This is a genomic window from Nocardia sp. NPDC050799, assembly GCF_040654015.1.
Classification (GTDB): Bacteria; Actinomycetota; Actinomycetes; order Mycobacteriales; family Mycobacteriaceae; genus Nocardia.
Genome location: NZ_JBFAHF010000035.1, coordinates 18,835 through 42,759 on the forward strand (window position 1 = coordinate 18,835; position 23,925 = coordinate 42,759).

Here is a 23,925-nt window from a genome sequence, read left to right on the forward strand (position 1 = left end):
CCTGCCCGCACACCCGGGGTCACGCGGATTCCGGACGGGCCCGCGGTGGTGCTGCCGGCGATCGAAAAGTTGAAGTTCATCGCGTACGCGATGCGGCGCTGGTGCGCGGATGCGGGAGGCCCGCGTGGTCACTGCTGAGAATCCGACCGCGATCGGGCTGGTCAGGCGTGATGTTCCTACGCCTGCCGTGGATCTGCACGAGCTGGCGCGGCGGCACGGGTATCGACTCGTGTACACGGTGTACACCGACGCGCGTCCGCTGGTGACCGTGCTGGCGCTGGCCCGGCACGCGAGCGAGTTCGATGCGCGGGCAGTGGTCGTACCCGGTTTCGAACACGCCGAATCGGTGCGGCAGTCGGTCACCGAGCACGCGGCACTGATCACCCCGATACGGCTCTACCCGCGCGGTCACCGCTGGGGCGGTGCCGAGGCTTCGCGGGGGCGGCCGGTGGATGGCTGACCTGACGTTGATGCAGATGACGCTGGGTCTGCTGGGGCTCACGGTCGCGCTCTGGTGGCCCTGAACTCGAAAATCGGCGTGCCCCCATCCGCCGGATGCGAGGTGGGGGCACTCCGGTTACGCGCACGGGCTGATGGCCTGCGGCCGGGGCGTATCTCAGGCCTCGCCGGTCCGGTAGGCGTTGAGACGGATGGTCGCGGTCGCCTCGTGAGCGGCCATACCTTCGTACTGCGAAATGGTTTCGACGGCACCGGCCGCCTCGGGGGTGGCCGACCGTTCCACGCGCTGGTAGGTGAGCGGTTTGAGGAAGCGGGAGACCGAAAGGCCCGCGCTGTGCTTGGCGCCACCGGCGGTCGGCAGTACGTGATTGGTGCCCGCCATGCCCTTGTCGGAGTACGCCACCGTGCTCCAGCGGCCCAGGAAGATCGAGCCGTAGTTGTGCAGGGTGTTGTGGTAGTACTCGTCGTCGGCGGTCTGGACCTCCAGGTGCTCGGGTGCGAGGTCGTCCATCAGGGCCGCGGCGGTCGCGGCGTCCTTGGCCCAGGTCACCGACCCGTAGTCACGCCAGGCCGGTCCGGCGATATCGCGGGTCTTCAGGGTTTCCAGTTGCCGGTCGGCCTCGGCGATCACCGCTTCACCCAGCTGCCGCGAGGTCGTGACCAGGGCGGCGGGCGATTCGGTGCCGTGTTCGGCCTGACCCAGGAGATCGGCGGCGACGGTGGCCGGATCGGCGGTCTCGTCGGCGATCACCGCGACCTCGGACGGGCCGGCCGGCAGGTCGATGGCGACCTTGCCGAAAAGCTGCCGCTTGGCCTCGGCCACATAGGCGTTGCCGGCGCCGACGAGCATATCGACCGACGGTTCACCGAGCAGGCCGAACGCCATGGCGGCCAGCGCCTGGACACCGCCCAGCACGTAGACGCGGTCGGCGCCGGAGAGATGGCAGGAGTAGAGCACGGCGGGGTCGGCGGTGCCGTCGCGGCGCGGGGGAGTGCAGGCGAGCACGGTCGGGACCCCGGCCACCTTGGCCACACCGACGGTCATGAACGCCCCGGCGAGCAGCGGGAAACGGCCGGCCGGGACATAGGCGCCGACCCGGGAGATCGGTACATAGCGCACGCCGGTGGTCAGGCCGGGCGCCGGGCGGGTCTCGAAATCGACCAGATGCGACCGGGTTTCCCGGGCGAACCCGCTGGTCCGTTCGTGGCCCAGTTCCAGCGCCGTCCGCAGCTCGGGCGACAGCGAATCGCCGGACCGCGCCAGTTCGGCCGCGCCGAGTTCGACCTGGGTTGCGGTGAAGCCGTCGAGATCGCGAGCGTAGGACAGCACCGCGTCGAGGCCCCCCTGTTCGATCGTGGAGAGCATCTCCGAGACGGTCGCGATGACCTTCGGGTCGCGCTGGGCGGCCGGGCGATCCAGCGCGGGGCGCTTGAGGATCTGGAAGGAGCCTTCGAGTTCGGCGAGGCGGGCGGGGGTGAACTTCATGGATTCGACGGTATGGCGGGCTCGGGCAATGGACAACCCGTTTCTATCCTGGGATTTGCACAGGGAAATCCTATGGAGACACCGCGGGGTGATCGGTGGGCAGGGCGGTGCCGACGACCACGACGAGGGCGCCGACGAGGGAGCAGCGTCGCGGGGATCACGGTGGCGTGGGAGTGGATGCCGGCCGCGAAGTCCGCCGGCGACACGAGCCCGTTCGGCGGAGGCGATTCCGCCGGCCTCGATGATGCCCTGTCGGAATATGCTCGGCCACGACACCGGAATCGGTGTGGACTGGGGGAGATGCTGGGTGGCCGGTGGATCCGCCGCCGGAACCGTGGTCGGTGACGGCGGCGGAACCCTCGGCACTGCCGGAGCGGGTCGGCGCTCGCTCAGAGTGCGAGCACCGCGGGGATCGTCAGTACCGCGACGTAGTAACCCATGAACAACACTCCGGCGTGGATCTTGAAGAACCGGCACAGCAGGCCGCCCACGAGACCGACCGTGAGTGTCACGGCGAGTCCCAGAATCCCGCCCTCCCACACGCTGATCACCACGACGAGTCCGGCGAAGGCGGCGATGATGGCTTCGTGGCTTACGAACCGCACGACGACGGTCGCGGCCCGATGCGCGAAGTTCATCGCGAAGGGGTAGGCGATGAGGCCGGCCACCGCGACGGCAGCGAGTCCGTAGAGCAGGAATTCGGTGCTGGTGAGTGCGGTGGACAGGTTGTCGATATTGCCATTGCCGTCGTCGGTGGTGAAAACCGGTGGCGCGTTGAACAAGGGGGCGGCGGGCCCGGCGGCGACCGGGCTCAGCGGCAGTCCGAAGGCGATGAGGGGGATCAGGGCTTCGGCGATATAGGTGGATTCGGTCGTGCCGTTGCGGGCAGCGATTACCGAAGTGAGCCGGCGGTAGCCGTGTTTGACGCGGCTCCCGACCACTTCACCCATCAGGACCGTCATGGCGACCGGGCTGAAAACGAAGGTGGCGCTGGAAACGGTGGCGGTGGCCGCGACGTAGCCGGTCTGTCCACGGTCGAGGATCCGGAAGGGATTGGGGAAGTAGCCCTTCCAGGTCTTGACGTCGGGTGCGAGCCATACCGTCGCAGGCTCCTTGCGCGCCATCTCGGCACGTCCCTGTGGTCCCAAGGACAAGAAGAGGTCGGCGATCAGCGGTCCGACGGCGATGCCGAGGAAGTAACTGATGTTGAGCGCGACATCGTAGGACGCCGTGAGCTGTTTGAGACCGAGGATGAGGACCACGAACGGTACGAGCGCGAGCACGCCCGCCCATTTCCCGGGCGACGCGTAGGCGATGCCGATGGCGGCCAGCAGGAACAACCACGGGGCGGCGGACTGGACCGTGTCGGCGACCGGGGCCAGCAGCACGGCGAACAGTACGGCGGCGGGGACGGCTATCACCGCGGCGATCAGGGCCGCGGAGATCGCTTTGCGGAGCGCGATATGGGGTACGCCCAGCGCGCGCAGCATTCGCGCTTCGCGCATGAGCGGAACCGCCATCGTGTCCCCGGGTATACCGAGGAGTGTGGTCGGCGCCGCATGCGTCATATGTTTGGCCACGGCTCCGGCGAGGAAGAATGTGAACACGCCTGCCGGGGGAGCGCCGAGCAGAATCACCAGTAGGGTCAGCGGGGCGATGGTCGCGGTTTCGTCGGTACCCGAAACCATTCCGATCAAGGAGAAGACGATCGCGCCGACCACGGCGAGCATGATGGCCAGCGCGATATCGCTGGTGAGGATCGAACTCATGACACTGTCCCGGTGGTGGAGTGTTCGGCTTCGGTGAACCGCCGGCTCAACCCGAGTTCGTCGAGTTCACGCCGGGTGTGTGCGGGCAGATCATCGAGCGAGCCCAGCCCCTGTCGTTCCTCGCGCAGTGCGGCGATGACCTCGCCGACGGCCGCGTCTTCGGACACCTCGGTGACCACGATCCGCTTCGGACGGAAAAGTCGCCCGCAGATCAGACCGGCGATCACACATCCGGCGATCCCCACCAGGAGCGCGTAGGCGTCGGCGAGCGAGTCGTTCGCTACGAACGAAGAGAAGGCTCGCTCCGACAGCAGAAGTGCGGACAGGCTCACGCCGATGCCGATGACCACGGATACGGCGAGGTGGCGACCGACGACGGTATCACCCCATACCTCCAGGTACTGCGGATGTTCGCGGCCGGAGGCCGGCTCTGCGGTGGGCGGGTCGACCGGTGGCACTGCCGCGGTCGGCGGGGGTTGGGTGGGCATGGGTACTCCGTCGGTGTCGAGGGGGTCGGGCAGGTCAGGATGTCGAGGCGGTGAGGGCGCGGACCACTCGCGAAGGGCTGGGCCGACCGATGATGGTCGACATCCACCGGGAAGTCGCGGTGAGCATGTCCAGATCGATACCGGTGGCGATACCGAGGCCGTGCAGCATCCACACCAGGTCCTCGGTGGCGAGATTTCCGGTGGCTCCGGCGGCATACGGGCAGCGACCCAGGCCGCCGGCGGCGCTGTCGAACTCGGTGATCCCGGCGCTCAGGGCGGCATAGACGTTCGCGAGCGCCTGGCCGTAGGTGTCGTGGAAATGCATCGCCGTGATCTCCGGGCGGATACCGCGGGCGCACAGGGTTTCCAGGAGGTCGAGGACGTGTCCGGGTGTGGCGATCCCGATGGTGTCGCCCAGCGAGATCGAGGCCACCCCCATGTCGAGGAGGCGTTCGGCGATATCGGCGACGGCCGAGGTGTCGACAGCGCCCTCCCAGGGGTCCCCGAAACACATCGAAATGTATCCGCGCGTGGCAAGCCCCTGTGCTCCGGCGCCGCGCACTACGGGGCCTGCGGATTCGATCGCGCCGTCGACGGTGGTGTGCAGGTTCTTGTCCGCGAAGGTCTCGGTCGCGCTCACGAATACGGCGAGTTCCGTGGCGCCGGCGGCCAACGCCCGGTCGAGCCCGCGGCGGTTCGGTGCCAGCACCACCCGGCGGATATCGCTGGGCAGGTCCAGGACGGCCAGCAGCTGCTCGGCATCGGACAGCTGCGGGATCCATCGCGGTGAGACGAAGCTCGTGAGCTCGAGCGCCGACACCCCCGCGGCGGCGAGCCGCCGGCAGAATTCGGCTTTGGCCGGTGTCGGTACCACAGTGGATTCTGCCTGGAGACCGTCGCGGGGGCCGACTTCGTAGACCCGGACCGCGGCCGGCAGATCCGGCCTGCGGTGGACGTGCGGTGTGGGCCGGCGGCCGGCCTCGGTGTCGGGCGCCATCTCAGCTCCGGTTCCGCAGGTCGGCGAGCACCTTTTCGGCGTGCTCGACGCGAATGTTCCTGTCCTGGATGAGCTGCGCGACGACAGCGTCGAGCTCCGCGGTGCGCGCTCCGGCGGTGACCGCGACGGTACGGGCATGCAGGCTCATATGGCCACGCTGGATGCCTTCGGCCGCGAGGGCGCGGCAGGCGCCGAGATTCTGGGCCAGTCCCACCGCGACCACGACCTCCGCGAGTTCGGTGGCCGACGCCACGCCGAGGATCTTGATCGCTGCCTGCGCGACGGGATGGGCCTTGGTGGCTCCGCCCACCAGACCGACCGCCATCGGCACCTCCAGCGTGCCGGTCAGATGTCCGTCGGCGGTCTTCTCGAAGTGCGAAAGAGCCGTGTACCGCCCCTCGGGACCGACGGCGTGGGAGTGACACCCGGCTTCGACGGCGCGGGTGTCGTTGCCGGAGGCCAGCACCGCGGCGGTGATGCCGTTCATGATGCCCTTGTTGTGCGTGGCGGCACGGTAGGGGTCGGCTTCGGCGAGCGCGGAGGCGTGCACGATATCGTCGACGACCTGCTCTCCGCCCAGCAGATCACGGTCGAAGACGGCGCGGGCCCGCACGATTCGCCGGTCGGCCATATTGGTGAGGATGCGCAGCAGGGGCCGCCCGCCGGCGATGGCCGCGAGCCGGGGCGCGATGGCCTCGGCCATGGTGTTGACCGCGTTGGCCCCCATCGCATCGCGCACATCGACCACCAGATGCGCGACGACATGCGTGCCGGTTCGCGTCGGTACCAGACGCACCTGGAGGTCTGTCGCGCCGCCGCCGAACCGGACCAGGGTCGGGTCCTGCTCGTTGGCGAGGTCCACGACGGTCGAGCGTTGTTCCAGTATGCGCAGGCGCGCGGCCTCGGGATCGGGTAGGTCCAGTAGCTGGATCTGCGCTTGCATCACCGGACCGGTGCCGGAGGTGAAGAATCCGCCTCGCTCGCGGGCCATCCGTGCGGCATTGCTCGCCGCGGCGACGACCGACGGCTCCTCGGTGGCCATGGGGACCAGATAATCTCGGCCGTTGATCCGGAAGTTGGTGGCGATGCCGACCGGAATACCCAGCACCCCGATCACATTTTCGATCATGTGATCGGCATGTTCGGTGTCCAGGCCGTGCGTGGGTTCGAGAACGTCCAGCTCCGCGACAGCTACCCCGGTCCGCTCGGAAACCACCGAGCGGCGCTGCTCGACGGACGAGTCCTTGAATCCCGGAATCCTGCTGTTCACGGTCACTGTGCCGCCCTCCACATCGCGGGGGCGCGGTATCCGCGGCCCCGATCGAACATTTGCCGGGTCCGACGGTACGACCGCGCTGTAACCCGCGACATGTGGTCTGACCACATGAAACAGCGGTTTCAGTGTGTTTAGGGCACATTTGCTGTTCATAGCCGGGATACCGAACGCAACTCGTCCAGCCGAGTGGCGAGCGAGATACGGAAGAGGTGTTCGTCCTGGCGCCAATCCGCTCCGAGCAGGGCTTTGAGGCGGTCGAGGCGCTGCAGGATCGTATTGGGGTGGTAGTTCAGCGCTCGCGCGGTCTTCGTCGGGCTTGCCTCGTGCCGTACGAAGGTGCGCAGTGTGGTGAGCAGATCGGTGCCGTGCCGGGCGTCGTAGTCGACGACCGGACCGATGGTGAGATCGAGGAAGGACTGCAGGGCTTGCGGGTTGGCGCCGAACAGGACGGTGTACGGGGCGTAGGCGTCGGTGGCGACCGCGCGATCGTCGATGCCCAGCCCGGTCAGCAGGCGCACGGTCTGCTGCGCTGTGCGGAACAGGTCCGGGAGCTCGTCGGGCGCGGTGGCCCGCGGCGGGGCCACGACCAGCACCGGGGCCCCCAGTGTGCCGATGAGATGTCTTCGCAGATCGTTCGCGAAGGCCATTGGATCGACAGCCGATCCGATCACCGTGATGGTGGTCGCGTGCTCACCCACCAACCCGCCGCGGCCGAGGAAACCCGCGGCGGCGCGTTCGGCCCCGGACCGCCGGGCCGGCGGCACATCGACGATGAGCAGCGTACGTAGTTCGGACAACGTCAGGCGGTGGTTGCGCGCCCGCTGGTCCATACCGCGACGTCGCTCCGGCGATGAATGCAGCATATCGGCGATGAGTTCGCCGCGCTCACGGCGGGATGCGTCGGTGACCGCCCGCTGTTGCAGGGCCAGCAGAGCGGCGACCTGAGCCGCCCGTTCGATCGTGCGTCGCTCCACCGGACCGAGTTCCACACTGCCCGGGCTGAGCAGCAGCGCCCCGAAGTGGAGTTCACCGGCGGTGACGGCGGCAACCACCTCGACCGATCTGTTGTCGGCGACAGACCGGCAGTGCCCGCTCGCCCGACTCAGCGCTATCGCGGCACGCACATCCGGGGACAGACTCACCGGCGTATGCTCCTGGTCCGCGGAGGCGGCGAGCGAGAAGGAGTCGGCGTCGATGATCGTCACCCGCCGGTCCAGCGCCGCCGCCAAGGTATGCGCGACCTGTGTGAAGCCGCCGCCGGACAGGACGGCGTGGACGAGTTCCTGGTGGACCGCGCTCGACCGATCGCGTGCTTCCAGGTGCGCGGTCAATTTCTCCAGGGCGCCGCGGGTGCGGTCCTGCGACTCCCGGAGTTGCGTGAGGATGTTCGCGGTCTGCAACACCACCGAGGCGTGGTCGGCCAGCGCCGAGAGCAGCGCGATCTCTTCGGGGGTGAACTGGTGTTCCTGCCGGGTCGCGGCGAAGAGCACGCCGAGTACGGTGCCGTCGGAGAGCATCGGCACGCCGAGGATGGAGATGATCCCCTCGGCGAAGACGGCATCGTCGATGGTGTGCTCGTGGGTGCCTCCCGCGTACTCGCTGTACCGCGGCGCCCACTGCGCCGACCGGGTATCGGCGATCCGGCTCGCCAGTCCCGTTCCGGCGGGGACGTGCAGGTCCTGGAATTGCGGGGTCACCGCCCCCATGGTCTTGCGGACGTGCAGGTCGCGGGTGGTGGCGTCGAACTCCGACAGATAAGTCACATCGGTGCCCATCATCTCGTGGGCGCGCGCCACCAACCTGGCCAGCAGCGCATCGATATCACGCACCTCGGCCAGATCGCGGGCACTGGAGAACAGCGCAGTGAGCTCCTGTTCGCGGCGCCGTAGGCGCGTGACCTCGGCCCGGTCGCGACGTGCGTGGTCGACGATATCGCCTACCGCGCCGGCGTCGAGTCCCAGTTCGGTCAGCGATGTCGCCAGGGTGGTGATATCCGGTTCGCCGCGGGTGACGGCGCGAAGAACCTCGGGCAGGATACGGGCGAGGTCACTGCTGTTCATGGTTACAGACTGCCCGTGTCCACCGGCCCGGCTCGATGCGCTCCCCGCGACCGCTGCCGGGTGCCGCGCCCACCTCGCCGGTGATGCCATCGAAGGCTTTCCGCCGCAAGCGCACAAGGTCCTGGCTGCGGTGTCGGCGGGTCGCGTGGGGCGGCCTCAATGGGTCAGCGCGATCTTGACGATCACGACGAGGGCGGCGGCGAGGGTGAGCAGCAGCGCGGTGATCACGGTGGCGCGGGTGGGATGCCGGCCGCGGAGTCTGCCGATGACGAAGACGATCCCGCCGATACGCACGAGGATGACCAGTTCGGCGAAGATCTGCGCGGTCCGGGGTTGGAGCCAGCCCAGCCAGCCGGCGGCGAGGACGGCGCAGGGCAGCACCGCGGAGGTGAGGATCGGTACCGAATTGCGGAGTGCACGGACCCGGTCGGCGACCGTGGCGGTGTGTTGTTCGCGGACGGTGCGGGCGACCGTTTCGGCGAAACTGTGGGCCAGGAAGGTGGAGCCGGCGGTGCCGGCCACGATGAGGATGCCGAGGTGTTTCTCGGCGGTGACGACGGGGACGAGGGCGGTGAGCACGAGGATGTTGCCGTAGATGTAGGCGCTGATCCGGCCGGCGGCGTTATCGCGGTCCAGTGGAGTCCGGCGGGAGAACAGCGGCCCGTGCAGCACAGTGGTCAGGTCGGAATCCATCACCGAATCGTCCCGGCCGAGGACACCGGCGCCGCGGTCTGCGGACCGCCCACCATCCCGCGCCCGGCAATCGGTGGATAAGCGTTCACAGGCACTCCTGCGGGGCGGGAGCCGGAGATCAGTCGGCGAAGACCTCGCGCAACTTGGCTTCCTGCTCATGGGACAGGTTGGTGGAGATCAACTCCGCCGACTGGCCGTGGAACGCCTCGTGCACCCGGTCCACCGTGGCATCGGAGGTCAACGCGAACAGCGCCGAGGTGCCGGGGGTGAGCTTGTCGCGCACCTCTTTGATGAAGTCGTCGTCGATACCGATATCGGCCAGCGACCCCGACATCGCGCCCAGACCCGCGCCCATCGCGGCACCGATCAGGGGGATGAAGAACAACAACCCGAACAGCAGGCCCCAGAACGCGCCGCCCAGTGCGCCGAGCCCGGCCAGACTGTGTAACTGGCGGGTCTTGGGTTTCTTCGCGTCCGCCGGCCAGCTGACCACGGCCGCGTCCTGCACGGTGATCAACTCGCGGCGTTGCAGATCATCCAAGGTCGATACGGCGGTATCGGCGCCGGTGGCGGTGGGGAACTTCCAGACGGTCAACGTACCGGCCATCTCCGGCTCCTTCATCAAGGGTGAGTACGCTTCCGGATCGACCCTAGGGCCGGTCGCACGCCGGTTCCTCACCCGTTACGGGTGAGAGACCAGGTCGCCGGAGAACTCCGCGAACGGTGCGGCCTCAACTTCCGATTCGGGGCGGGCGTACCGCGTTCGTCACGACCGCCTCCAGGGCCGCCGCGACTGCCAGCGCGCGGGTGTCCCGGCCGGGGGCCGCGGTGACCGTCAGGCCGACGGGGAGACCGGCGACCTCGCCGATGGGTACCTGCACCGAGGGCGCGCCGGTGTTCGAGGCGATGCCGGCCGCGGCGGTCCCGGCCCAGCCGGGGTGGGCGATATCGGGGCTCGTGGGGTAGATGAGCACGTCGACGCCGCGGCGGGTGAGCAGTTCGGTGAGCGCCCGGCGCCCGGCGCGCTGTTTCGCCAGGGCCATGTCGTGGGCCGGGTTCGGTATCGGCGGCGCCGCCAGCCAGGCCGCGGCCGTGTCCCGGTCGAGGGCCGTCGCGGTGAGCAGATCGGCGAAGGTGGGCCGGGATCCCGGCCGGGCGCCGGCGGCCGGTTCGTATCGGGCCGGGGTCCGTTCGAGGAACAGGTCGATCGAATCCCGTGCGTCCGTCCATCCGCTGTCGGTGAGGACGTCACGGGCGAAAGCGGCATCCAGCTCGGGCAACTCGGTGCGGCGCAGCCGGAATTCACGAGTGAGCGTGTCTATCGTGTGGTCGGCGAGTGCCCGTAATCGAGCGGATCGGTCGTCGTGGTCGCGCGGTGCGGAATGGCCGGATGGTGTATCGAAAGGCCAGGTCAGGAAGGTGGCAGTAAGTTTCGCGAGATCGGTCTCCGCCACTCCGGCGAGCCAGGAATGCCGCCCACCCGTCATTACATCGGCGAATTCCGCGATATCGCGCACGGTCCGGCCGATCGGGCCGACGACATCCTGGGACGGGGACAGCGGGATGACACCGCTCCGGCCGACCGCGCCACCGGAGGGCCGGAAGCCGACGAGTCCGGCGTGGACCGCCGGTCCCACCACGGAGCCACAGGAATCGGTGCCGAGGGAGATCGGCGCGAAACCCGCGGCCACCGCCACCGCGCTCCCGCCGCTCGACCCGCCGGCGCTGCGCGCGGTGTCGAAGATATTGGCGGTGATACCGCGGATCGAGCTCTCGGTGAATGTTCCGTGCCAGGCGAATTCCGACATGTTCGCGGAGGCGAGGACGATCGCGCCGGCGGCCCGGAGTTCGCGGATCACGGCGGCGTCGGTGCGGGGCCGGTAGGAGGCGAGCCCGCGATTGCCCGCTGTCGCCGGCAGTCCGGTCGCGGCGATATTGGTTTTCACCACGAACGGGATACCGTGCAGCGGGCCGCGGACCCGGCCCGCCGCCCGTTCGCGGTCCCGGGCGCGCGCGTGCTCGATCGCCGCGCGGTCGATATCGACGATGGAGTTCAGCGGCGGGGATCCGGCGCGGTCGAAGCGGTCGATCCGGTCCAGGTACGTGCGGGCGACCTCCTCGCTGCTCACGGCCCTGTCCGCCATGATCCGGCGGAGGTCGGCGACGCTGTAGGTCTGCCAGGGCGAGAGGGTCACGAACTAGAACCTAGGAGCCGCGGTGGCCTCGGACAACCCGGGTAGTGACTGCTCGTCGCATAGGATCACCCTGTGACTCTCCGGCAACTGCGCGCGTTTCTCGTCACGGCCCGGACCGGGACGTTCACCGCCGCCGGCAAATCGCTGGGCATCGCCCAGGCATCGGTCTCCGAACTCGTCCGGACACTCGAGGACGAATACGGGACCATCCTGTTCGTCCGCGGCGGCCGCAAACTGGTGCTGACCGCCGCCGGGGTCGCCCTGCTGCCACATGCCGAGCAATCGCTGGCGGCGGCCGACGGCGGAGTCGCGGCGCTGAAATCGGTGCGGTCGCTGACCGGCGGTGTAGCCACCTTCGGCGTGCTCCGCAATGCCTCGTACTATCTGCTGTCCGATCTGGCCGAGGAGTTCCATCGCCGGTTTCCGGAGGTGCGGATCCGGCTGGTGGGGATGAACTCGGTCGAGGTCGCGGCGGAGGTCGCCGAGGGCCGGCTGGAAGCCGGTCTGGTGGTGCTGCCCATCGATGCCGAGGGGCTGCGGGTGACCCCGCTGGTCCGGGACGAGGTGCTCTACGCCTCCGCCGCACCGGAGCGCGTGGCGAGCGCGGTCACCATCGAACAGTTCGCGCACGCCACGGTGATCCTCTACGACGCGCACTACGGATGGAAGGAACCGACCCGCCGCCAACTGGCCGAACGGGCCCAGCTCGCGGGTCACCGGATCGAACCGCTGATCGAGGTGGAACAGGTGGAATCGGCACTCGGGCTGGTGCGCCGGGGGATCGGGGACACCATCATCTCCCGTGCCGTCGCGACCAGCTCCGCGTGCCCGGCCGAGGTGCGGGTGGTGAGTTTCGCGCCGCCGCTGTACGACACCATCGCGCTGGTCCAGCGGGAATCGGGAGTGCTGTCGCCGGCGACGCGAGAGCTGGCGCGGCTGGCGCAGCAGATGCTGCTGCGCAATCGGGTCGCCGTCGCCCCGGCGCGCGACGGCGACCCGGACGGCGATCAGTAGATGTTCTGGCTCACGTACGGTTCGTCGCCGCGATGGGCGTAGATCTGCGAGCGGGTGGCGATATCGTCGTAGATCCGCGTTTCCTTGACGATCTTGCCGGACTGGACCAGGAACTGCGAGATGCCCAGAATCTCGACCGGCGAGCCGGTGAGTGGGCCGTAATCGGCGATCCCGTGGTATTTTCCGGCGAACTTCCAGGTCACCGCGATGCGCAGGCCGCCGTAGCGGGGTGAATCGTTGGCCGCGACATCCCGGATGTCGAAGGTGCCGCCGGGGAAGGGTCGCAGCATCCGCATCAGGGCGCGACGGTAGCCCTCGGGCCGGGCGATGGTGCGGTCGTCGATGGTGTTGAGCCACAGATCGCGGATCCAGAACTGTTCGACGCGCTCCAGTTCGCGGTTGTTCCAGACCGACTCGATGAACTCGAGCACCATCTCCACCTCGGGGCGGAACTCGTCCGGGCGCGGGCCGCTGCCGCCTTCGGCGATCACATCAGCGGGAGCCGGAGCGGCCATGGACCCGCTGTATCCGCGGAACGCCTGGCGCCGGGCCAGTTCGTCGGGATCCTGACCGAGCTGGCGGGCCACCGACAGGGCATCGCGGACCACCCATTCCTCGACCATGCGGCCGCGGCGGTAGAGGCAGTTGGCGATATTGCGGCTACGGTACTCGAGGTTCTCCCGGTCGGTGCCGAGGACCAGGTGCGAGCTGAGGAACGCATCGTCGCCGCGGGCCTCCCAGACGATGTCCTCGGCCTGACCCACCCGGTTCGGGGTGGTCGAGATCCGCATGAGCGTCCCCTCGATCACCTCGCGTGCGGTGGTGGAGGTGCCGTACACGCCGTGCACGATCGAATCCGGTTCGTAGTTGTCGTTGATATGGCCGATCGCGCGCTCGATCCAGATGTGATCGGTGACCTCACGGATGAAGTCGTCGGGGTCGGCGTAGGGCTGATAGGCAATCGGATCGAGTGGCATGACGCTCAGAATACATACGTATTCATCACCAGGGAAGGGCGGGGATCCGGCTATTTGGGCAGGATATCCGGGAACCGCGCCCGCGCGTCGGAAGCCGTGCCGGGTGCGGGCAGCGCAATGCGCCGGCCAGGACACAGCCCGGCCGGCGCGCGGTGAAAGAACAGCTCAGGCCGCCAGACGAGCGCCCGTTTCCGGATGGAACAGATGAACTTCCCCGTGGTTGCGTACACCGACGCGTACCGTCTCCCCGATCCGCGGCGGGGTCCGGCCGTCGACCCGCACATTCACGCGATGCGGTCCGGACGGGCTCAGCACGGTGCCGTAGACATACGCATCCGCGCCCAGTTCCTCGACCAGTTCCACGGTGAGTGCGAAGCCCTCGTCTTCTTCGCCGATCAACCGCAGTGTCTCCGGCCGGATCCCGCACACGATCTCGCGCAGATCCGCGACCGCGGACCGTGCCACCGGGACGGTGCAATCGCCGATCTCGACCCCGTCGGCGCACACTCTCAAGGTGGACAGGTTCATTCCGGGTGAGCCCATGAAACCCGCCACGAAGGCATTGGCCGGACGGTCGTAGAGTTGGCGGGGTGTCGCCACCTGTTGCAGCACACCGTCTTTCAGCACCGCTACCCGATGCCCCATCGTCATGGCCTCGACCTGATCGTGGGTGACGTAGACCGTAGTGGTGGCCAGCCGTTGCTGCAATGAGGCGATATTGGCGCGGGTCTCCACGCGCAGTTTGGCATCGAGATTCGACAGCGGCTCGTCCATCAGGAACACCGCCGGATCGCGCACGATCGCCCGGCCCATCGCCACGCGCTGGCGCTGCCCGCCGGAGAGCGCCTTGGGTTTGCGATCGAGGAACGGGGTGAGGTCCAGCATCTTCGCCGCGTCGGCGACCTTCTGCCGGATGGTGTCCTTGGGTACGCCCTTCAGCTTCAGCGCGAAACCCATATTGTCGCCGACGGTCATATGCGGGTACAGCGCATAGGACTGGAACACCATGGCGATATCGCGTTCCTTCGGCTGGACGAAGGTGACATCGCGGGTGCCGATGGAGATCGACCCGTCGTCCACGTCCTCCAGCCCGGCCAGCATGCGCAGCGCGGTGGTCTTACCCGAGCCGGACGGTCCGACCAGTACGAGGAATTCGCCGTCGGCGATATCCAGGTCCAGGCGGTCGACGGCGGCGCTGTCGGACCCGGCGTAGCGGCGGGTCGCCTTCTGGTAACTGACTTCTGCCATGTCACTGCCTTTCCGGAGCGGAGGCGGCCGCCGCCGCGGTGGGTTCGTCGCCGCGGGCGCGGGCGAGCTGGGCCAGGACGGCGAGTTGGTCGTAGACCCGCCACTCCTCGACGATGCGGCCCTCGCGCAGCCGGAACTGCGAGGACCCGAGAATCTCGACCCGGGACCCGGTGACCGGGCCGAAAACGGGCAGACCCGAGTAGGTACCGGTGAGCCACCAGACGACACCCACCCGCAGCCCGCCGTGCGGCGCCGAATCGTGGGCCACGATGTCGCGCACCTCGATCCGGGCGTCGGGGAAGGGCGCGAGCAGGTCCATCCACGATTCCTGGTAGTTCCGCGGCCGGGTGAGGGTGCGGTTGCCGACGGTGTGGCAGGTGATGTCGCGGGCGATGTACTCGTCGATGCGGTGGAACATCGCCTGGCCCAGCACGGTGTCGAACATGTCCAGGACGAAGGCGCACTCGTCGCGGTGGGTGCCGGGGCGGGCGCCCGAATCGCCGGCGGTGAGGGGTTGCACCGCCTTTTCGCGAGTGGCCGAGCCGGTGAAACCGCGGAAGGCGAGGGTGCGCGCCACCTCGAACGGATCCAGGCCGAGGTCCTGGACCACCGCGAGTTCGTCGCGGATCACCCACTCTTCCTCCATCACGCCGTTGCGATAGCGGCAGTTCGCGATGGTCCGGTGCGAGAACCGGCGATGGGTGGGCGGGCCGTAGCCGGTGTGCTTGGAGTTCGTACCGCTGCTGAAGATGCGATGCGAACTGAGGAACGCGTCGTCACCGCGGGCCTCCCACACCACGTCCTCGGCCTGGCCCACCCGGTCCGGGAAGGCGCTGATCTTGGCCAGGGTGGAGGCGACCACGGGCTCCACACCGACCCCGGTACCGTACGCGCCGTGCACGATCGCGTCGGGGGCGTAGTTCTGCCTGATCAGTCCGACCCCGCGCTGCACCCAGATGCGGTCGGTCCATTCGACGATGAACTCCTCCGGATCGGCATAGGGCAGGAAGGCACTGTCTTTCAAAGTCATACATTCGGCTTTCGTGTGGAAGCGAAGGTGATCGCTCAGTCGAGCTCGTCGATCCGGCGTGCCGCGTCGGTGAGTTGCGCGCGCACGTCGTCGCCGTTGGCCATATTGCTGACGGCCACGGCCAGGACATCCATGATCCGGGGCCAGTCGAGGTCCATCGGGATGGCGCGGGCGGACTGCAGTGCCTCGTACTGCAACCGGGGCAGGTCGTTGTTGGCCGCGTTGACCGCGGGATCGAGCATGTTGGAGTCGTGCATGGTGATCCCGGTGCTCGTCGCCGGCGACGATTTGTCGAGCGTGATGGTGCGTTCGGTCTCCGCGTCGGTCATCCACTTCACGTACTCCCAGGCCGCGCCCTGGTTGTTCGAGGTGTTCATGACGCCGGCCAGCCAGGTGTAGGCATAGCTCTGCGCCTCGTGCCCGGGGAAGCCCGGCATCGGCGCCACGCCCACATTGCCGGTCAGCTCGGGAGCCGCTTTCGTCGGATTCACGAAATCCTCCAGATGCCAGGACCAGGTGAACACGGTGGCGGCATCGCCGTTCTGAAAGGCTTTGGTGGATTCGAGCTCGCCCCAGTTCGAGGATTCCGGCGGGCTGTAGCCCGCGCGGAACGACTCCAGGTACTTCTCGGTGGCGGCTACTCCCGCAGGAGTGTCGAATGCCGCCCGGCCGTTCTCGTCGAGGAGTTCCGCGCCGTTGCTCCACAGCATGGACAGCCAGGTGTTCAGGTTCTGGCCGTTGCGCCGGTTGAACTGACCGGCCACCGGATATTCCGGAATGGCTTTCTCGAGCGTCTCGAGCTGGCGGTAGTACTCGTCCCACGTCGTGGGCGGTTCCAGACCCAGTCTCGCGTAGATGTCCTTGCGGTAGAAGAGGTTGTAGGAGAAACCGCGCAGGGGCATCCCGTAGGTTTCCTCCGGATCACCGGCGGCCGCAGCCTCTCTGAACGGGCCGGAGAAATCGTCCATGGTCACCCCGTGGGCGTCCATGACCTCGTTCAACGGCTGGACCCCGATCTTCAGCGACGGGCCCCAGGCGTCCGGCCAGATGAGTGCGTCGTAGGTGCCGCCGCCGATGGCGCTCTCGGCCACGATCTTCTGCAGGTAGGCCGCGTACGGAATGTTCGACCATTCGACCCGGATCCCGGTGCGTTCGGTGAACTCCGTGGTTCGCTGGTGCAGCGCGGCGAACTGGGGCACGGTCGCGCAGCAGGTGAGCAGCCGGATCGTGGTGCCGTCGTAGGGCTTGCCGTCGAGCAGGCCGTCCGGCCCCACCGGCGCCTGGGCGACCTGGTCCATCAGATTCTTGGTCTCCGGTGCGCTGGTGCAGCCACCGGCCAGGACGGCCACCACGGTCGCGAAGACCAGGGCCAGGACGCCGCGTCCCCTTCTCTTGTGTTCCCGTGGTCCGGACAGCACCCTCACTTGACTGCTCCTAGGGTCATGCCCTGCGCGAAGTGCTTGCGCACCAGCGTCGCCAGGACGATCATCGGCACCATCACCAGCAGGCCGGCTGCCGCCATCTGGCCCCACAGCACGCCGTCGGGTTGATCCAGCGTCATCAGCGAGACCGGGAGGGTGACCGCGTTACTGCGGGCCAGGAAGGTCGGGAAAAGGAATTCGTTCCACGCCAGCAGGAACGAGAACACCACGCCCACGAAGATGCCCGGTGCGGCCAGCGGGGTGACCACCCGCCACAGCAGGGCGAGCTGGCCGCAGCCGTCGAGCCGGCCGGCCTCCTCGATCTCGATGGGCAGGCCGTCGACGAAGCCCTTGAGCAACCAGGTGTTGTAGGGCACCACGATGGCGAGGTTGGTGACGATCAGCGCGAGATGGGTGTCGAGTAGGCCCAGGTCGCGGTACATGGTCAGGAAGGGCAGCGCGATCGCGACGCCCGGGATGAACTGGGTCGCGACGATGCCCAGCAGGATCGGTTTGGCGCCGGGGAATCTGTACCGGGAGAAACCGTAGGCGGCGAGCATGGACAGCGGCACCGCGATCACGGTGGTGACCACGGCGATGATGATGCTGTTCCACATCGGCCCCACCAGATCGTTCTGCCCGCCGATGATCGCCCGGAAGTTGTCGAGCGAAGGCCGGAACAGCACCGAGGTGGAGAAGACCTCACGATCCGGTTTGAACGCGGTGAGCGTGAGCCACAGGATCGGGAACATCACGAAGAACAGGATCGCGAGGGTGCCCAGCAGTCGCAGCAGACTGCCTGTCCGACCGAGCAGCGAGGGACCGCGGCGGACCGCCTTCGGAGCCGGTGGCGCGGCGGTGGGAACGGATTCGAGGGTGTCGGTCATTTCTGCTCCTGCCGACCCATGAGGATCAGGTATCCGGTGGCGAGCACGCCCAGCACGACGACCAGGATCCACGAGACGGCCGAGGCGTAGCCGATGTCGAGGAAGGTGAAGCCCTGCTCGTAGGCGAAGAAGTTCAGGGTTTCGGTGGCCCGGCCCGGCCCGCCGCCCGTGGTGGTGACGACCTGGTCGAACATCTTCACCGACCAGACGGCCTTGAGGAATACGACGATCAGGATCAGCGGCCGCAGCAGCGGGAACTTGATCCGCCAGAACTCCTGCCAGGCGTTGGCGCCGTCGACGCGCGCGGCATCGCGGATCTCCGGTGAGATGGAACCGAGGCCGCCCAGGAACATGAGCGCGATGAGCGGCGCCCAGCCCCAGATCTCGCTCAGGGTGACCACGACCAGCGCCCAGAACGGTTCACCGAGCCAGTTGATATCCCGGGTGAACGGCAGCAGGGTGTCGAGCATGTCGTCGTAGACGCCGTAGTCGGGGTTGAACATGAACCGCCAGGAGTAGCCCTTGAGCGCGGGGGCGATGGCGAACGGCAGGATGAGCAGCGCCTTGGCGAGGCCGTTCAACCAGGTCGCCTTGTTCAGGATCAGCGCCATGACCAGGCCCAGCCCGACCGACAGCACCACCGACATGACGGTGAAGAGCACGGTCACCCAGACCGCGTTGTGGAAGGTGTCGTCGGTCAGCGCCTTGGTGTACTGCGCGAATCCCACGAATTGCTCGGGTTCGCGGGTCTCGTTCACCCGCCAGTGCCGGAAGCTGTTCACCAGGGCGACGCCCAGCGGGTAGATCGTGGTGAGGACGATGGCTACGAGGGCGGGGGCGAGATGCGCGTACGGCACGCCGATCCGGCGCCAAGCGGAGTGTCCGCGGCGGCCCGGCCGGGTGGGGGGCGCGGTGGTGGCCGTCATCGCCGGACCCACGACCGCGGCGGACAGGAGGTCGGGGCGCCGGGGTCGGCGAGTGGCTCGGCCCGGTGGGGGCGGCTCGGCTTCACTCTGAACTCCTTCGGATTGTGATCCCACAGGACGGGGGAGAGGGAGGGGGAGGCGGCGCGGTGTAACGCGGCTCTCAGTGTCCGGTGAGTGTATGCGTATGTATTCCCGAATGACAAGGGGTCGTATTCCGTCGGCCGGGTAAGATTTACCTACCCGTCATCTCGTACTTGCCGCTTCCACTAGGACCGGAACAGCCCGGTGAGCCGTTGTGCCGGCTCTCCGGATCGGGGTAGCGAGGGCCTGATCCGGCGAGGTCATGATACGTATGCACGAACCGGTAAGAGGCATGCCGGACCCACGCCGGGACGACCGGCGTCGGGCACCGGGAACGGCGCCGACCGGTCGGCTCTTACGGGCGCGGGGCGGAAACGGTGGCGCGTTCGATCAGCTGCGGTGTCATGACGAGGCGGCGCGGGTCGTCGTCGCTGTTCTTTTTTTCGAGACGCTCGACGAGCAGGCGCGCGGCCGCCGCGGCCATCGCGTCGAGGTCGTGACCCACGGTGGTGAGGCGGAACGCCTCCCACTCGGCCATCGGAATATTGTCGAAGCCGATGATGCCGATGTCCCCAGGAATGCTAACGCCCCTGGCCAGGGCCGCGTTGAGCGCCCCGATCGCGATGACGTCGTTACCGCAGAACACCGCTGTCGGGCGCGGGTCGGCATCGAGGAGTTCCAGCATCGCCCGGTAGCCGGTCTCGAATTCGAACGGGCCCCGGCGGGTGAACACGCTCGGCAACGCGATGCCCGCCTCGGCGAGCGCGGCGCGGAACCCGGTCTCCCGGTCGCGTCCGGTGCTGGTGGTGGCGGGGCCGAAGATGCCGGCGATCCGGCGGTGACCGTGGTCGGTGAGATGATTCGCCGCCAGGCGCCCGCCGAGTTCGTTGTCCACCACCGCGGCGTCGGCGGTGTGTGGGGTGCTCTCGCGGTTCAGGAAGACGAACGGTAACCGGCGGCGCTGCAGCTCACCCGGGAGCAGGGAGTCGATATTGCTGGTCAGCAGGACCGCTCCGTCGATGGAGCCGTCCACCAGCTGTTCGAGCGGAACCTGATTGTCCGACCGCTCGGTGAACACCATCATCCGGTAGGAGTGCTGCTCCAGTTCGTCGTGCAGCGGGCCGAGCAGATGCGGATAGAAGGGGTTGGTCAGATCGCTGACCACGATTCCGATCCGTCTGGTCCGGCGGGTCACCAGGCTGCGTCCGGCTTCGCTGGGCACATAACCCAGGGCGGCCACCGCCTCCTGTACCCGGGCCCGGGTCTCCGCGGCGACCCGTGGATCGCCGCGCAGCGCGCGCGAGACGGTCGGCTGCGATACGCCTGCCAGTCGTGCGACATCGCGGCTCGTGATCGGCATGGATCTCCCTGATCGGGTGCGCGGCCGCCGCGGAAGCGACCGGTGCGGTTGTGTGAATACGAATCTTAGTCGATGTGGGCGGGTCTGCTGTGGTCTGCTTCCCAGCGAGGGCGCCGATCGTCTCGAGCCGGCGAATAGCCCTCATGATCGGGGAAAACGGGGCAGATGGCGCTCACGATTCGCCGGTCGGCGTTGACACCGAGCACCTGTTCCGGCACGATGCATACGTATAAATCAACGTTGTATTTTCGATTTCCGTCCGTGTGGTTGCGCCGCCCGCTCGTGCCGAGCGCCCACCGTGAGAAGAAGAGGTCAGATGTCTGCCGAAGTCACCGTCACCGCCGAGGATCTGGACCGGTACACCATCCGGCGCACCGACTTCGTGTCCTGCAACCAGGCGTTCATCGATTGCCGGACACCGGGGTCGGACCGCAAGGAGAACTACTCGATGATCGGGCGCGGCGTGAGCCAGAGCGCCGGTCAAGTGGTCAACCTGCGTGAACCGCACGGCTTCCAGATCGGCGCGGCCGCGATGCCCAACGGGGTCACCAACAACCTGCACCTGCACTTCACCGCCGAGGTCTTCCTGTGCTTCAAGGGGGAGTACCTGCTGCGCTGGGGTGCGCAGGGGGAGCAGGGCGAACTCGTGCTCCGGGAAGGTGAGATCGCCTCCATCCCGACCTGGATCTTCCGCGGCTTCACCAATATCGGTCCCGACGACGGCTTCCTGTTCACCGCGCTCGGCATGGACGACACCGGCGGGATCATCTGGGGTCCCTCGGTCCTCGAGGACGCCAAGGGTCACGGCCTCTACCTCACCGCGGACAACAAGCTCGTCGACACCGTGGCCGGGGACGAGATCCCGGAGGGCGTCGAACTGGTCGAACCGATCAGCGACGAACAGATCGCGGCGCTGCGTCCGTTCACGGTCGAACAGATGGGGGAACGGATCGCGACCCCGGAGAACATCGAATGGTCCCGGCGCGCCCTGCTCGATTCCGCGCTGCCCGGCGGCGGGGTCGAACTCGGCCTGGTGATCGGCTACGGCATGACCGAGGACGCGACCCAGGTGCCGCGGATCCACAACCCGCACGGGCACAACATCGCGTGGTTGCGCGCCGAACCGGACGCCGGCATCTCCGCGCACCGGCATGCCGAGCGTCAGGTGCTGATGGTCAAGGACGGCGAATGGGAGGTCACCCTCAACCGGGGCGTCGACGCCCGCACGGTCCGGCTGGGCGCGTGGGACATGCTGTCGGTTCCGGCCGGCGCCTACCGGTCGATGCGCAATGTGGGCGGGCAGACCGCGCTCATGCTCGTGGTCAACAGCGGTGACGGCCGGGTCCGGCTGACCTGGGACGAGGAGGTCGTCAAGGCGGCCGCCGACGCCGGCGACGCTCTCGATCACAACGGCTACCTCGCGCCGTACGCGCTGGTACCGCGCCGGAAGCGCTGAGATGACCGGCGATATCCCTGTCGTGTTCGTCCCGGGCATGCTGTGCGACGCGCAGTTGTGGGCGCAGGTGGAGCCGGGACCCGGCTTCCGCGCCGTGCACGGTGCGCTCGACGCGCCGTCCCTCTCCGGTATGGCCGAACAGGTGCTGAACGCTGTGGACGGGCCCTTCGTCCTGGCGGGCCTGAGCCTGGGCGCGATCGCCGGGTTCGAGGTGCTGCGCCGAGCGCCGGACCGGATCCTGGGGTTCTGCGCCGTATCCACGAATCCGCATGCCCCGACCGCCACCCAGTACCGGTCCTGGCACGATATGGCCTTCCGGACCACGCGCGGGGAGTTCGAGACCGTGGTGCGCGAGGTCATCGCGCCCACCATGTTCGGCGAGCTGTCCGGCACACCCGAATTGGTCGACCGCTTCGTCGCTATGGCGCTGCGCGTCGGGCCGAGCCGGTTCCAGAGCCAGCTGCGCGCCCAGGCCGACCGTTTCGATTCGGTCCCGTCCCTGGGTGCCGTGCACTGCCCGGCGCTGGTCGTCTCCGCGGACGACGACGCCCTGTGCCCTCGCGAATACCACCGTGCCATCGCCGCGGCGATCGAAGGATCTCGCTACGAGACGATCGCCGGCGCCGGTCATTTGTGCACTTGGGAAGTACCGCACCGAATTTCCGATCTTCTGAGCGATTGGCTACCGGCCGTCGCTCGGTACCGAACCATCCGACAGGAGTCGACATGCCCATAGTTCTGAAGAAGCCGGTTTCGGCCGAAGTGGTCCGCCAGGATCGCTCGGAGGTGGGTGAACGTGTCGCCGCGATCCTCGAGGACATCCGGCTCGGCGGCGACGCCGCGGTGCGCAGGTACTCCGAGCAGTTCGACAAGTGGAGTCCCGAATCGTTCCGGCTCTCGCCGGACCGGATCGAGGAGATCATCGCCTCGCTGCCCGCCCAGGTCGTCGAGGACATCGAATTCGTCCAGCGGCAGGTGCGCACCTTCGCGCAGCACCAGCGCGATTCGCTCACCGATTTCGAGGTCGAGACGCTGCCGGGGGTGCGCCTCGGGCAGAGACATATTCCGATCGACCGGGTCGGCGCGTATGTGCCGGGCGGTCGCTACCCGCTCACCGCCTCGGCCCATATGACCATCGTGACCGCGAAGGTCGCCGGGGTGCCGAGCGTGGCCGCGTGCACCCCGCCCATCCGGGGCGAGATCCCGGCGGCGACCGTCGCCGCCATGCATCTGGCCGGGGCCGACGAGATCTACCTGCTGGGCGGTGTCCAGGCCGTCGGCGCGCTCGCGCGCGGCACCGAGACCATCGACCGGGTCGATCTGCTCGCCGGGCCGGGTAACGCCTACGTCGCCGAGGCCAAACGGCAGCTCTTCGGCGAGGTCGGGATCGATCTGTTCGCCGGGCCCACCGAGATCCTGATCATCGCCGACGATGCCGCCGACCCGTTCGTCGTCGCGGTCGATCTGCTCTCCCAGGCCGAACACGGCCCCGATTCGCCCGCGGTACTGATCACCACCTCCGAGACGCTGGGCCGCCGGGTCCTCGACCATATCGAGACGCTGCTGCCGGGTATGCCGACCGCCGATTTCGCGGCGCCGGCCTGGCGCGATCACGGCGAGATCATCGTCGTCGGCTCGCTGGACGAGGCCTACGAACTCGCCGACACCTATGCCAGCGAGCACGTCGAGGTGCTGACCCGCGCACCGCGCGAGGCATTGGAGAAGATGACCAACTACGGCGGCCTGTTCCTCGGTGAGGGCACCTGCGTCTCCTACGGTGACAAAGTGATCGGGACCAACCATGTGCTCCCGACCCGCGGCTCGGCCCGCTACACCGGCGGTCTGTGGGTCGGTAAATACCTGAAGACGGTGACCTACTCCGAGGTCGTCGATCAGGCGTCGAGTGCGCGGCTCGGTGAGGTGTGCGGCCGGGCCGCCCGCGTCGAACTGTTCGAAGGCCATGCGCGGTCGGGCGATGTGCGGGCCGCCAAGTACGCGGGCGCGGAGCTGCCGTGGGCCGGGAACATCTACGCCGGAGCGAACTCGTGAGCGATCCGGGTGCCGGCCGCGCCGTGACAGGTGGCGCGGGGCCCGGCGTCGTC

General features: G+C 68.1%; 21 protein-coding genes. 5 read left to right on the forward strand and 16 right to left on the reverse strand.

From position 1 onward, the window contains the following. Positions 1 to 124: 124 nt before the first annotated feature. Positions 125 to 460, forward strand: coding sequence for a hypothetical protein (locus tag AB0H42_RS28475; RefSeq protein WP_357061540.1), 336 nt, complete (start codon positions 125 to 127; stop codon positions 458 to 460). A gap of 156 nt (positions 461 to 616) precedes the next feature. Here the strand turns inward: AB0H42_RS28475 and hisD (AB0H42_RS28480) are convergent, their stop codons facing one another. From hisD (AB0H42_RS28480) to AB0H42_RS28520, 9 genes are all read right to left on the reverse strand, one after another. Then, positions 617 to 1,945, reverse strand: a complete 1,329-nt coding sequence (gene hisD / locus AB0H42_RS28480; protein WP_357061543.1) for a histidinol dehydrogenase — start codon at positions 1,943 to 1,945, stop codon at positions 617 to 619. Between the two features lie 389 nt (positions 1,946 to 2,334). Further along, positions 2,335 to 3,714 carry a tripartite tricarboxylate transporter permease gene (locus AB0H42_RS28485; RefSeq protein ID WP_357061546.1) on the reverse strand — a complete coding sequence of 460 codons (1,380 nt, stop codon included), beginning with the start codon at positions 3,712 to 3,714 and terminating at the stop codon, positions 2,335 to 2,337. Further along, positions 3,711 to 4,202 (reverse strand): hypothetical protein, encoded by a 492-nt coding sequence (locus AB0H42_RS28490; RefSeq protein ID WP_357061548.1) that lies wholly within the window; start codon positions 4,200 to 4,202, stop codon positions 3,711 to 3,713. The genes AB0H42_RS28485 and AB0H42_RS28490 overlap by 4 nt, the downstream gene beginning before the upstream one ends. Before the next feature lie 34 nt (positions 4,203 to 4,236). Further along, positions 4,237 to 5,199 carry a hydroxymethylglutaryl-CoA lyase gene (locus AB0H42_RS28495; protein WP_357061551.1) on the reverse strand — a complete coding sequence of 321 codons (963 nt, stop codon included), beginning with the start codon at positions 5,197 to 5,199 and terminating at the stop codon, positions 4,237 to 4,239. Position 5,200: 1 nt separating this feature from the next. Then, entirely contained in the window at positions 5,201 to 6,475 is a 1,275-nt protein-coding gene (locus tag AB0H42_RS28500) for a hydroxymethylglutaryl-CoA reductase, degradative (protein ID WP_357061553.1), read from the reverse strand. Positions 6,476 to 6,624: 149 nt separating this feature from the next. Further along, complete coding sequence (locus AB0H42_RS28505) at positions 6,625 to 8,535, reverse strand: helix-turn-helix domain-containing protein (protein WP_357061556.1); 1,911 nt, start codon at positions 8,533 to 8,535, stop codon at positions 6,625 to 6,627. 156 nt (positions 8,536 to 8,691) lie between these two features. Then, entirely contained in the window at positions 8,692 to 9,228 is a 537-nt protein-coding gene (locus AB0H42_RS28510) for a hypothetical protein (protein WP_357061559.1), read from the reverse strand. Positions 9,229 to 9,346: 118 nt separating this feature from the next. Then, complete coding sequence (locus AB0H42_RS28515; RefSeq protein WP_357061562.1) at positions 9,347 to 9,835, reverse strand: DUF1269 domain-containing protein; 489 nt, start codon at positions 9,833 to 9,835, stop codon at positions 9,347 to 9,349. 124 nt (positions 9,836 to 9,959) lie between these two features. Next, a complete protein-coding gene (locus tag AB0H42_RS28520; protein ID WP_357061564.1) occupies positions 9,960 to 11,423 on the reverse strand; it encodes an amidase in 1,464 nt (487 codons plus the stop codon). 72 nt (positions 11,424 to 11,495) lie between these two features. Between AB0H42_RS28520 and AB0H42_RS28525 the strand changes: the two genes are divergently transcribed. Continuing rightward, a complete protein-coding gene (locus tag AB0H42_RS28525) occupies positions 11,496 to 12,437 on the forward strand; it encodes a LysR family transcriptional regulator (RefSeq protein ID WP_357061567.1) in 942 nt (313 codons plus the stop codon). On the opposite strand, the gene AB0H42_RS28530 is transcribed toward AB0H42_RS28525, so the two are convergent. The 7 genes from AB0H42_RS28530 to AB0H42_RS28560 all read right to left on the reverse strand — a co-directional run bounded on the left by AB0H42_RS28530 (position 12,431) and on the right by AB0H42_RS28560 (position 20,367). Next, positions 12,431 to 13,414: an ester cyclase gene (locus AB0H42_RS28530; protein WP_357061569.1), complete on the reverse strand. Its 984-nt coding sequence runs from the start codon at positions 13,412 to 13,414 to the stop codon at positions 12,431 to 12,433. The genes AB0H42_RS28525 and AB0H42_RS28530 overlap by 7 nt on opposite strands. Before the next feature lie 165 nt (positions 13,415 to 13,579). Continuing rightward, positions 13,580 to 14,662 (reverse strand): sn-glycerol-3-phosphate ABC transporter ATP-binding protein UgpC, encoded by a 1,083-nt coding sequence (gene ugpC, locus AB0H42_RS28535; RefSeq protein ID WP_357061571.1) that lies wholly within the window; start codon positions 14,660 to 14,662, stop codon positions 13,580 to 13,582. Between the two features lies 1 nt (position 14,663). Further along, complete coding sequence (locus AB0H42_RS28540) at positions 14,664 to 15,692, reverse strand: ester cyclase (RefSeq protein WP_357061574.1); 1,029 nt, start codon at positions 15,690 to 15,692, stop codon at positions 14,664 to 14,666. A 35-nt stretch (positions 15,693 to 15,727) separates the two neighbouring features. Beyond that, entirely contained in the window at positions 15,728 to 17,116 is a 1,389-nt protein-coding gene (locus tag AB0H42_RS28545; RefSeq protein ID WP_357061576.1) for a sugar ABC transporter substrate-binding protein, read from the reverse strand. Beyond that, positions 17,113 to 18,000, reverse strand: coding sequence for a carbohydrate ABC transporter permease (locus tag AB0H42_RS28550; protein WP_357061578.1), 888 nt, complete (start codon positions 17,998 to 18,000; stop codon positions 17,113 to 17,115). Before AB0H42_RS28550 ends, AB0H42_RS28545 begins: the two co-directional genes overlap by 4 nt. Further along, positions 17,997 to 18,926: a sugar ABC transporter permease gene (locus AB0H42_RS28555; protein ID WP_357061580.1), complete on the reverse strand. Its 930-nt coding sequence runs from the start codon at positions 18,924 to 18,926 to the stop codon at positions 17,997 to 17,999. Before AB0H42_RS28555 ends, AB0H42_RS28550 begins: the two co-directional genes overlap by 4 nt. 436 nt (positions 18,927 to 19,362) lie before the next feature. Further along, the gene (locus AB0H42_RS28560; protein WP_357061582.1) at positions 19,363 to 20,367 is read right to left on the reverse strand and encodes a LacI family DNA-binding transcriptional regulator; all 1,005 of its coding nucleotides are present in this window, start codon (positions 20,365 to 20,367) and stop codon (positions 19,363 to 19,365) included. 316 nt (positions 20,368 to 20,683) lie between these two features. Here AB0H42_RS28560 and AB0H42_RS28565 point away from each other — a divergent pair, with 316 nt between their 5' ends. The 3 genes from AB0H42_RS28565 to hisD (AB0H42_RS28575) are packed head-to-tail and all read left to right on the forward strand — an operon-like array spanning position 20,684 to position 23,872. Next, entirely contained in the window at positions 20,684 to 21,823 is a 1,140-nt protein-coding gene (locus AB0H42_RS28565) for a cupin domain-containing protein (protein WP_357061585.1), read from the forward strand. A gap of 1 nt (position 21,824) precedes the next feature. Next, entirely contained in the window at positions 21,825 to 22,559 is a 735-nt protein-coding gene (locus tag AB0H42_RS28570; protein ID WP_357061587.1) for an alpha/beta hydrolase, read from the forward strand. Continuing rightward, positions 22,550 to 23,872, forward strand: a complete 1,323-nt coding sequence (gene hisD, locus AB0H42_RS28575; protein WP_357061589.1) for a histidinol dehydrogenase — start codon at positions 22,550 to 22,552, stop codon at positions 23,870 to 23,872. The genes AB0H42_RS28570 and hisD (AB0H42_RS28575) overlap by 10 nt, the downstream gene beginning before the upstream one ends. The last annotated feature ends 53 nt before the right edge of the window (positions 23,873 to 23,925 follow it).

Excerpts from the sequence above, each read along its gene's own strand:
- AB0H42_RS28515 (WP_357061562.1), bottom strand. The coding sequence starts at position 9,835 with ATGGCCGGTACGTTGACCGTCTGGAAGTTCCCCACCGCCACCGGCGCC.
- AB0H42_RS28570 (WP_357061587.1), top strand. The coding sequence starts at position 21,825 with ATGACCGGCGATATCCCTGTCGTGTTCGTCCCGGGCATGCTGTGCGAC.
- AB0H42_RS28510 (WP_357061559.1), bottom strand. The coding sequence starts at position 9,228 with ATGGATTCCGACCTGACCACTGTGCTGCACGGGCCGCTGTTCTCCCGC.
- AB0H42_RS28540 (WP_357061574.1), bottom strand. The coding sequence starts at position 15,692 with ATGACTTTGAAAGACAGTGCCTTCCTGCCCTATGCCGATCCGGAGGAG.
- ugpC (WP_357061571.1), bottom strand. The coding sequence starts at position 14,662 with ATGGCAGAAGTCAGTTACCAGAAGGCGACCCGCCGCTACGCCGGGTCC.
- hisD (WP_357061589.1), top strand. The coding sequence starts at position 22,550 with ATGCCCATAGTTCTGAAGAAGCCGGTTTCGGCCGAAGTGGTCCGCCAG.
- AB0H42_RS28560 (WP_357061582.1), bottom strand. The coding sequence starts at position 20,367 with ATGCCGATCACGAGCCGCGATGTCGCACGACTGGCAGGCGTATCGCAG.
- AB0H42_RS28505 (WP_357061556.1), bottom strand. The coding sequence starts at position 8,535 with ATGAACAGCAGTGACCTCGCCCGTATCCTGCCCGAGGTTCTTCGCGCC.
- hisD (WP_357061543.1), bottom strand. The coding sequence starts at position 1,945 with ATGAAGTTCACCCCCGCCCGCCTCGCCGAACTCGAAGGCTCCTTCCAG.
- AB0H42_RS28495 (WP_357061551.1), bottom strand. The coding sequence starts at position 5,199 with ATGGCGCCCGACACCGAGGCCGGCCGCCGGCCCACACCGCACGTCCAC.
- AB0H42_RS28565 (WP_357061585.1), top strand. The coding sequence starts at position 20,684 with ATGTCTGCCGAAGTCACCGTCACCGCCGAGGATCTGGACCGGTACACC.
- AB0H42_RS28555 (WP_357061580.1), bottom strand. The coding sequence starts at position 18,926 with ATGACGGCCACCACCGCGCCCCCCACCCGGCCGGGCCGCCGCGGACAC.
- AB0H42_RS28530 (WP_357061569.1), bottom strand. The coding sequence starts at position 13,414 with ATGCCACTCGATCCGATTGCCTATCAGCCCTACGCCGACCCCGACGAC.
- AB0H42_RS28485 (WP_357061546.1), bottom strand. The coding sequence starts at position 3,714 with ATGAGTTCGATCCTCACCAGCGATATCGCGCTGGCCATCATGCTCGCC.
- AB0H42_RS28490 (WP_357061548.1), bottom strand. The coding sequence starts at position 4,202 with ATGCCCACCCAACCCCCGCCGACCGCGGCAGTGCCACCGGTCGACCCG.
- AB0H42_RS28550 (WP_357061578.1), bottom strand. The coding sequence starts at position 18,000 with ATGACCGACACCCTCGAATCCGTTCCCACCGCCGCGCCACCGGCTCCG.